Source organism: Mesorhizobium sp. M7A.F.Ca.AU.001.01.1.1 (assembly GCF_004022735.1).
Taxonomy (GTDB): domain Bacteria; phylum Pseudomonadota; class Alphaproteobacteria; order Rhizobiales; family Rhizobiaceae; genus Mesorhizobium; species Mesorhizobium ciceri.
This window is the reverse complement of sequence record NZ_RZPF01000199.1, coordinates 1-9,279: the sequence shown is the minus strand read 5'-3', so window position 1 is coordinate 9,279 and position 9,279 is coordinate 1. Positions and strand designations below refer to the sequence as shown.

Below are 9,279 nucleotides of genomic sequence, written 5' to 3'. Positions count from 1 at the left end.
CCATGTCTCCGCGGTTCTGGGTAAGCTGGATGCCATCTCGCGTGGCGAGGCCACAGCTGCCGCGCGCGATTCCGGGCTGATCTGAAAGCAGCCCTTCCTGAGAAAGCCCATGGCGCTTTGCGTCAAAGAGATGGAGCGGATCAATCGTAGGTCAGGTCGGTCGCCTTGCCGCCGAACACCCGGTAGGCATAGAAGGAATAGAAGATGATGATCGGCAGCACCACCACGGTGCCGGCCAGGATGATGGCCAGGCTTTCCGGTGCCGAGGCTGCCTGCCAGATGGTCAGGCGATCCGGCACCACGAACGGGTAGAACGACCAGGCGAGGCCGGCAAAGCCAAGCGCGAAGATGGCCGCCAGCGTCAGGAACGGCGTCAGTGAATGGCGGTCGTCGGGCTTCGGCAGATGGAAGGTCTGCCGCCACAGCCACAGAAACAGCAGCGCCGACAGGATCGGCAGCGGCGACAGATAAAGCATCTCCGGCCAGACGAACCATTTGTCGAAGATGCGCGGGCTGGCGAAGGGCGTCGCCAGCGACACCGCGGCCATGCCGAGTGCGGTCAGCACCAGCGTCGTGCGCAGCCAGCGCACCGCCTTCTTCTGCAGCTCGCCTTCGGTCTTGTAGATCACCCAGGCGGCACCCATCGCCGCGTAGGCGGCGGCAAGGCAGAACGCCACCAGCACGCCGAACGCCATGCCGCCGAGGCCGACATCGAGGCCGAGCACATAGACACCCAGCATGTAGCCCTGCGCCAGTGAGGCGATGAGCGAACCCAGGAAGAAAATACGGTTCCAGCGATGCTTCCGGCCAGCTGGCACCTTGGCGCGGAAATCGAAGGCAACGCCGCGCAGGATCAGCCCGAGCAAAAGCACGAAGACCGGAATGTAGAGCGCCGTCAGGATGACGCCATGCGCCAGCGGGAAGGCGACCAGCAGCAGGCCGACGGCCAGCACCAGCCAGGTTTCGTTGGCGTCCCAGAACGGGCCGATCGCGGCAATCATCGTATCCTGTTCGGCGTCTTCGGCGGCGGCGAACAGGATGCCGATGCCGAGATCGAAACCGTCGAGAATGACGTAGATCAGGATGGCGAGGCCCATCAGGCCGGCGAAGATGAGGGGAAGCGCGGTTGGCCAGTCGAAGCTCATCTTCTTCTCCTACTCGCCAGCCGCCGGCTGTGACATGGCGGCGTTCATGACGCCCGGCAGCGGCGATGAATCGCCGTCCTTCGCCGCCTTCAGCGCCAGGTGCACCAGCACGCCGAGATAGGCGATCAGCAAAAGCACATAGAGAACGAGGTAGGTCGCCAGCGTCAGCGCGACATGGCTGCCCGCCACCGGGCCGACCGCGTCTGCCGTTTTCAGCACGCCCGTCACCAGCCAGGGCTGGCGGCCGATTTCGGTGGTGTACCAGCCGGCCAGCGTCGCCAGCCAGCCCGACAGCGCCATCGGTACCATCAGCATGGCGAGCGGCTTCGGCAGGCTGTGCCGGCGCTTGAGGAAGAAGGCCGCCGACCATGAGACGAGCAGCATCGATATGCCTGTGCCGACCATCACGCGGAAACCCCAGAACACCGGAAAGACCGGCGGATGGTTGCCGGGATAATCGTTCAGTCCCGGCACGACACCGCTGGTCGAGTGCCGCAGCACCAGGCTGGCGCCGTCGGGAATGGCGATCTCGAATTTGTTTTCCTTCGCGGCCTCGTCGGGCAGGGCGAAGAGCACCAGCGGCACATTGGGGCCGGTGTTCCAGTTGGCCTCCATGGCGGCGATCTTCTGCGGCTGGTGCTCCAGCGTGTTCAGCCCATGCTGGTCCCCGGCGAAGATCTGAATCGGGATCAGGATCGCGGCCGTGAAGACGCCGGTGCGCAGCGCCTTCCACATCGATTCCGAACGGTCGCCGGTGAGATAGCGCAGCGCCGACAGGCCAGCGACCAGGAACGACACCGTCAGCCCGGACGCCAGCAGCATGTGGGTCAGCCTGTAGGGCATCGACGGGTTGAAGATGATTGCCCACCAGTCGACCGCATGCGCCACGCCGTCGCGCATCTCGAAGCCGGCCGGCGTCTGCATCCAGGAATTGAGCGCGATGATCCAGAACGCCGAGACGGTGGTGCCGCCGGCGACAAGCACCGTCGCCAGTGTGTGGATGCGGTTGGAAACGCGGCGGAAGCCGAACAGCATGATGCCGAGGAAGGCCGCTTCGAGGAAGAAGGCGGTGAGAATCTCGTAGGCCAGCAGCGGCCCGGCGATGTTGCCGACCTTTTCCATGTAGCCCGGCCAGTTGGTGCCGAACTGGAAGCTCATGGTGACGCCCGAAACCACGCCCATGGCAAAGGACAGCGCGAACACCTTCACCCAGGTGAAATAGGCGCGCATCCAGGCGGAATCGTTGGTCGCGTTGTAGCGCAGCTTGAAGAACAGCAGCACCCAACCCAGCGCAATGGTGATCGTCGGAAATAGAATGTGGAATGAAATATTCGCGCCGAACTGGATACGCGAAAGTATGAGCGGGTCCATGATGGGCTCCGGCTGCTGCAAATACTCGCGAAGAATAGGCCCGAAGCGAGTTCAGGTCAAAGCGGCGTCCTGCCGCGAGGCTGAACGCCACAGGACAATTTTGCCGGTTGCATGCCGCGCAACTCCGGGCCTGTGCGCCGCACCTGCAATGGCCGGCCGGCAACGATTGTCGAGAACTGTCAGCAGGGCATTGACTTGCGGTTGCAAGCACCGACATTCGGCCTATATCAGGGGACCTCTTCAAGCAGCCGTTTTCATCCATGCCTTCCATCCTGTCCATTTCCGGGGTCTCCAAGACCTACGCCACCGGTTTTACCGCGCTCAAGGAAGTCAATCTCGACATTCAGCGCGGCGAAATCTTCGCGCTGCTTGGGCCCAATGGCGCCGGCAAGACGACGCTGATCTCGATCGTCTGCGGCATCGTCAACCGCTCGTCGGGCACCGTCACCGTCGACGGCCACGACATCAACAAGGATTATCGCGCCGCGCGCGGTCTGATCGGGCTTGTGCCGCAGGAACTGACCATCGATGCCTTCGAGAGCGTCTGGGCGACGGTCAATTACAGCCGTGGCCTGTTCGGCAAGCCGGCCAACCACGGCTTTGTCGAGAAGGTGCTGCGCGATCTCTCACTGTGGGACAAGAAGGATGCCAAGGCGATCACCCTGTCGGGCGGCATGAAGCGCCGGCTGATGATCGCCAAGGCGCTGTCGCATGAGCCGCGCATCCTGTTCCTCGACGAGCCGACCGCCGGCGTCGACGTCGAGCTGCGCCAGGACATGTGGGCGATGGTGCGCCGGCTGCGCGAGGACGGCGTCACCATCATCCTCACCACGCACTATATCGAGGAAGCCGAAGCGATGGCCGACCGCGTCGGCGTCATCAACCGCGGCGAGATCATCCTGGTCGAGAACAAGGCCGAACTGATGCGCAAGCTCGGCCGCAAGCGGCTGGTGCTGGAACTGCGCAATCCGCTGACGGCCATTCCCGAGGCGCTCTCGCGCTATGCGCTGGAATTGTCGCCCGATGGCGGGCAGCTGACCTACACCTATGACAACCAGGCCGAGCGGCCCGGCGTCGCCTCGTTGATGCGCGATCTCGAGGCCGGCGGCATCCAGTTCCGCGATATCGACACGCAAAACTCTTCGCTCGAGGAGATCTTCGTCAATCTGGTGAGGAGGGAGCCATGAACCTTCGCGCAGTATGGGCGATCTACCGGATGGAAATGGCACGTGCTTTCCGCACCGTGCTGCAGAGCATCGTCTCGCCGGTCATCTCGACGTCGCTGTATTTCGTCGTCTTCGGCTCGGCCATCGGCTCGCGCATCACCGAGATCGACGGCATCAGCTACGGCGCCTTCATCGTGCCGGGTCTGATCATGCTGTCGCTGTTGACGCAGTCGATCTCCAACGCCTCCTTTGCCATCTATTTCCCGAAATTCGTCGGCTCGATCTACGAGCTTCTGTCGGCGCCGGTCTCCTATCTGGAGATCGTCATCGCCTATGTCGGCGGTGCCGCGACCAAGTCGATCATCCTCGGCCTGATCATCCTGGCCACCGCCTCGCTGTTCGTGCCGCTCACCATCCTGCATCCGTTCTGGATGCTCGCCTTCCTGGTGCTGACGGCGGTGACCTTCAGCCTGTTCGGCTTCATCATCGGCATCTGGGCGAAGAGTTTCGAGCAGCTGCAACTGGTTCCGCTGCTGATCATCACGCCGCTGACCTTCCTCGGTGGCAGCTTCTATTCGATCAACATGCTGCCCGAGGTCTGGCGCACGATCACGCTGTTCAACCCGGTCGTCTATCTGATCAGCGGTTTCCGCTGGAGCTTCTACGGCAAGTCCGACGTCTCGGTCGGCGTCAGCCTCGGCATGACGGTCGTCTTCCTGCTGATCTGTATAACGATCGTCGCCTGGATCTTCAGGACAGGGTATCGGTTGAGGAATTGACGGCAGAACGCCGCCAGGTCTGTTGAGATTCAGGTCAGGCCGAGTCGAAAATGGCGGATTCCGAGAACCGGAGCGGAGCGTACTTTTCGTACGTGAGCACCGGAAGCGCAGGAAGCCGCCATTTGCAGGCCGGCCTCACCTGAATATCGATACATCTAGATCGCCTTGACCAGCCGCAGCAACCCCAGCATCTCGACATACGTCCCCTTGCGGAAAGCGATGTAGACCGGCTCCTCGACACCGTGGAAGCGGCGCTTGAAGGCCGCCTGGCCCTGCAGGTTGAACCTGCGGCGATTGACCCAGGGCGAATCGTAGGCGCGCTGGAAGGCATTGCGCCAGAAATCGCTTTCGGCAAAGCCGCTTGGCCCGATATCGAGCATCGGCGACAGGCCGAGCGTGACCACCGAGATGCCCTCTTCGCGAAAACGATCGACGGCGAATTTGGTCAGGCCGACCTCGGCATGCGGCGAAGCGTCGATATGCTTGCGCTTGAAGGCCGTCGTGTAGCCGATGACCTTTCCGTTGCGGCACAGCGGGTCGAAGTCGAGCAGAGCGACCAGTCCGCCGTCGGGACCGTGCAGGACGAAACGGCGCATGTCGGTGCCGAGATGGTCGGCAAAGTTGCGGTTGAGAAAGCCCATCTCCCAGCGCTTGACGATGCGGTCGCCGCGCCAGTTTTCCGAAAGCCGGGCAATTTCATCCAGAAAAATCGTGCGCTTGTCCTCGTCGAACGAAAAGCCTTTCTTCAGCAGCCAGCGCTCGGAGTAGCGCACGGTCTCGTTGCGCTTCCCGGAAAAATCATGCTCGGGCAGGGTGAGGCGGGTGTCGATGCCGAGGCGATTGACCTTGTAGCCAAGGCCGGCCAGCACGCGTGCGGTGTCCTCGCCGACCTGCACGAACCACGGGCTGCCGGCGGTCTCGACGAAGCGCTTGATGTAATCGGCCCGACGCGCCGGAGCCGCCACCGGGTCGCCGAGCGCGAAATGGTGCTTCATCTTGGTACCGAAGGCGATGTAGCCGTCGGCGTCGCCGAAATAGGAGAGCTTGCCTTGCACGGCGGTGGAATAGGCGAGCGAGAAGTCGCCATAGCGGCGCACCAGTGCCAGGCGTTCGACATGGGTCAGCGCCTGCCGCTCGACCTCGGGCGCGGCGGCCTCAAGGATCTTGTCGAAATAGAACCGCAAGGAGGGCATGGTCGAGATTCCGCGTGCCGCCTACAGCGCCGGCCGTCCAGGACGCGCCAAGGTGCTGTAACACTTTGATTCTGCGCATGACTCGAAAATCGGAGTCGATTTCGGGCATGCGCGTGGGGATAACCGAGACCCGCCAGCCACCCCGAGCCTCGAATCAATCACATTGCCGCGACCTGATTACCGTTGATATCGCGCATATGCCATATAGAGCGCAACCGCGGCCCGGCGTACGGAGCTAATTCGCATCGCTCGAAATTTCGGCCGCGGTTTGCTGCAGGGATCCTGCGCGGGATCAAACGGTTACAGCGTCCTGCCAGCCTGGCGTCGAACGGGATTCGAGTGAATGACTGATACGACAATCAGATCGGTTGTGGATCTGCCGGCCAAGGTCGAGCCGGCAATCGTCGTCGGCGCCGGTGCTGCCGGGCTGGCCGTCGCGCACGCCTTGATGAACGCCGGCGTGCCGACGGCGATCCTGGAAAAGGAAAGCCGGTTGGCTGAGCCATGGCACCGGCGGCACCAGCAATTGCATCTCAACACCCACCGCGATCTTTCTTCGCTGCCTGGTCTCCCCTATCCACCCGGCACCCCCGCCTTTCCGCACCGGACGGTCGTCATCCGCCACATGAATGATTTCAGGGAGGAAAACCGGCTGCCGGTGCAGTTTGGCGTCGCTGTCGAAGAGATTGCCTTCAAGGGCGATCACTGGGCGGTACGGACCAGCGCTGGCCTGCGGCTGGCCCGCAATGTCGTCGTCGCCACCGGCCGCGACAGGCAGCCGTTCATTCCCGAATGGAAAGGCATGAAGGATTTCGTCGGGCGCATCATCCATTCGGCGGATTTCGGTGACGCACAGGCCTATGCGGGCCAGAAAGTGCTGGTCGTCGGCGCTGGCAATTCGGGTTTCGATGCGCTCAATCATCTGGCCGGCATAGACACGGCCGCCATCTGGCTGTCGGCCCGCAGCGGTCCCGCCCTGCTGCCCAAGCGCATCGGCAAGATCGCCGTGCACCGGCTTTCGCCGTTCATGGCTCGCTTGCCGTTGCGGGTCGCCGACGCGGTGATGTCGGCGACGCAGCGCCTGGCTTTCGGCGACCTGACCAAATTCGGCCTGCCGCCCGCGCCTGCGGGCGGCGCCAGCCGCCTGACCTCGGATTACACCGCGATCGCCGCCGACGACGGCGCCGTCAGCGCCATAAAGGCCGGCAAGATCACCGTCGTACCTGGCATAAGGGAATTCACCCGTGACGGCGTGATCCTGGCCGATGGCAGCCTGATCTATCCTGACATCGTCATTGCCGCGACAGGCTACCGCACCGGGCTGGAGCCGATGGTCGGCAAGCTCGGCGTGCTCGACGCCAAGGGCGTTCCGCTCTTCAACGGCGGGCAAGCCGATCCGAAATTGCCCGGTCTGTGGTTCACCGGCATGCGGCCGAGCATTCGCGGCTGCTTCGCCAATGCCGGTATCCTGGCCAAGGCGATCGCCAAACGGATTGCAGGGTCGGCCTCGCACCAACCCGGCGCATCACGCTGATTTGGGTTCCAGCCGCCGGAAACCGACGGCCTCCATCAGCATGTCCTCTTCCTCCATGCCGGCATTGTGCAGGGCGAGCAGGTTAAGCGCGATTTCCCGCGCGTCGGCGGAATCGGGATGTGCCTCGCGCCGCCGGCAGGCCTCGTCGAACACGCGCTGCAGCTTGGCGATATCGGCTGGCTTGAGCAAGCCACGGTCATAGACGGACTTCGACATGGCGATCTCCTGATAAAGACCTAGGGCGCCATGTTTAAATTGCCAATCTTTCCCGAGGCTTGACCGACTTCACCCCATGCCGCGACTTCAAAGGGCGGCAGCGGTGCAAATCTGCTCCGCTGCTGCGCCCCATGCTGGAGGGCAATCAGACCGCGATCTTGCCGCCGCCCTGTCTGGTGATGGCGACCACCGACGGCCGCACCGGCATGTCGGGCTTGAAGTCGGGCCAGCGCGTCGACAGATCCTCATAGTAGGACGGGCGGCCGAACGCTTCCCAGTCCTCGCCGCCATCGCCCGGATGCTGGACGGCGACGAAGGCGGTCTGGTCGTCGGGCGCAAACAGCGGACCGCACATTTCGGCGCCGATCGGCACGCGGAAGAACAGTTTCGAGGTCGCCCGCGCCACCCCTTCCGTGTCCACCGCCCACAGACCATCCGTGCGGCCGGTGGCTTTCGGGCCCTGGCCGTCGGTCGCGACCCAGAGACGCCCGGCCGAATCGACCGCGCAATTGTCGGGCATGCCGAACCAGCCATTGGCCGTCGTTGCCGTCGAGAAGGTGGCGCCGACATCGGCAACCGCCGGATCACCGCATTTCAGCAGCACTTCCCACTTGCCCTTGGCGGCGGTGAAATCACCGCCGTCCTCGGCGATCTCGATGATGTGGCCAAAGGCGTTTTCGGCGCGGGGGTTGGCGGCGTCTACCTGGTCGGCCTTGCGCTTCGAATTGTTGGTCAGCATGACATAGACCTTGCCGTTGATGGCATTGGGCTGGATGTCTTCGGGGCGGTCCATCTTGGTGGCACCGAGCAGGTCGGCGGCGCGGCGCGTCTCGATCAGCACGTCGGCCTGGCCAGTGAAACCGTTTTCAGCCGTCAGCGGTCCCTGGCCGAAGACGATCGGCAGCCATTCGACCGTGCCATCTTCGGCGAACCTGGCGACATGCAGCGTGCCATCATCGAGCAGGTCCCTGTTGGCGGCATGATCGTTCGGATCGAACGCGGCCTTGGTCACGAACTTGTAGACATAGTCGAAGCGCTCGTCGTCACCGAGATAGAAGACGACGCGGCCGTCCCTGGCGACAATCGATTCGGCGCCCTCATGCTTGAAGCGGCCCATGGCCGTGCGCTTCCTCGGCGTCGAGGTCGGGTCGTTGACATCGACCTCGACGATCCAGCCGAAGCGGTTGGCCTCATTGGGCTCCTTGGCGAGGTCGAAACGTTCGTAATGCGCCGCCCATTCATAGGCGCCTTCGGGAATGCCGAGACGCTTGTAGTTCGCGGCTTCCTTGTGGCCTTCCGGCAACTCGCCGGAGAAATAGCCATGGATGTTCTCCTCGGCCATCACATAGGTGCCCCAGGGCGTGACGCCGCCGGCGCAATTGTTGAACGTGCCGAACACCTTGGTGCCGGACGGATCGGCATTGGTCTTGACGCGGTCATGGCCGGCAACCGGACCGGCCAGCGCCATTTCGGTGTTGGAGGTGATGCGGCGATTGAGCTTGCCGTCGCGCACCACCTGCCATTTGCCTGATGTCTTGCGGATCTCGACGATGGTGCCGCCGTGAGCTGCCATCTCGACATCGACCTGCTCCTTCGAGAGGGGTGCGACTTCGGCCGACTTCTTGCCGTCCTTCTCGACGATTTTCACGATGCCCGGGAACATCAGATGCGGATTGGTGTATTCGTGGTTGACCACCAGCAGGCCATGTTCGGCCGAGCCGTCGATGGGGATGTAGCCGACATAATCGTTGTTGTAGCCGAACTGTTTCGCCTGGGCCTCGGCCGACTGTTTCGTCGGGTCGAAGTCGGGCGAATCGGCAAACAGCGGATCGCCCCAGCGCAGCAGTACATCGGCATCGTAACCCGGCGCGACGT

Annotated in this window: 8 protein-coding genes; 3 read left to right on the top strand and 5 right to left on the bottom strand. The window is 63.2% G+C overall.

Annotated features, from left to right (window positions below; all coding sequences use genetic code 11):
• Positions 1–140 precede the first annotated feature (140 nt).
• Both EN884_RS14490 and EN884_RS14485 read right to left on the bottom strand, forming a co-directional pair.
• On the bottom strand, positions 141–1,145 hold the full coding sequence (locus tag EN884_RS14490) for a cytochrome d ubiquinol oxidase subunit II (protein ID WP_013528683.1): 1,005 nt from the start codon (positions 1,143–1,145) through the stop codon (positions 141–143).
• Positions 1,146–1,154: 9 nt separating this feature from the next.
• Positions 1,155–2,516: a cytochrome ubiquinol oxidase subunit I gene (locus EN884_RS14485; RefSeq protein ID WP_063169629.1), complete on the bottom strand. Its 1,362-nt coding sequence runs from the start codon at positions 2,514–2,516 to the stop codon at positions 1,155–1,157.
• A gap of 260 nt (positions 2,517–2,776) precedes the next feature.
• On the opposite strand from EN884_RS14485, the gene EN884_RS14480 reads away from it, so the two are divergent.
• Both EN884_RS14480 and EN884_RS14475 read left to right on the top strand, forming a co-directional pair.
• Complete coding sequence (locus EN884_RS14480) at positions 2,777–3,703, top strand: ABC transporter ATP-binding protein (RefSeq protein WP_024502216.1); 927 nt, start codon at positions 2,777–2,779, stop codon at positions 3,701–3,703.
• On the top strand, positions 3,700–4,461 hold the full coding sequence (locus EN884_RS14475) for an ABC transporter permease (protein ID WP_013528680.1): 762 nt from the start codon (positions 3,700–3,702) through the stop codon (positions 4,459–4,461). Before EN884_RS14480 ends, EN884_RS14475 begins: the two co-directional genes overlap by 4 nt.
• A gap of 155 nt (positions 4,462–4,616) precedes the next feature.
• Here EN884_RS14475 and EN884_RS14470 read toward each other — a convergent pair whose 3' ends face one another.
• Complete coding sequence (locus tag EN884_RS14470; RefSeq protein ID WP_063169630.1) at positions 4,617–5,654, bottom strand: phosphatidylglycerol lysyltransferase domain-containing protein; 1,038 nt, start codon at positions 5,652–5,654, stop codon at positions 4,617–4,619.
• A gap of 343 nt (positions 5,655–5,997) precedes the next feature.
• Between EN884_RS14470 and EN884_RS14465 the strand changes: the two genes are divergently transcribed.
• The gene (locus EN884_RS14465; RefSeq protein WP_027161242.1) at positions 5,998–7,188 is read left to right on the top strand and encodes an NAD(P)/FAD-dependent oxidoreductase; all 1,191 of its coding nucleotides are present in this window, start codon (positions 5,998–6,000) and stop codon (positions 7,186–7,188) included.
• Here EN884_RS14465 and EN884_RS14460 read toward each other — a convergent pair.
• Together EN884_RS14460 and EN884_RS14455 are read right to left on the bottom strand one after the other, a co-directional pair.
• Positions 7,180–7,404 (bottom strand): hypothetical protein, encoded by a 225-nt coding sequence (locus EN884_RS14460; protein ID WP_024502214.1) that lies wholly within the window; start codon positions 7,402–7,404, stop codon positions 7,180–7,182. The genes EN884_RS14465 and EN884_RS14460 overlap by 9 nt on opposite strands.
• Before the next feature lie 145 nt (positions 7,405–7,549).
• A partial coding sequence (locus tag EN884_RS14455; RefSeq protein ID WP_164895010.1) for a PhoX family phosphatase occupies positions 7,550–9,279 on the bottom strand: 1,730 nt, incomplete at its 5' end.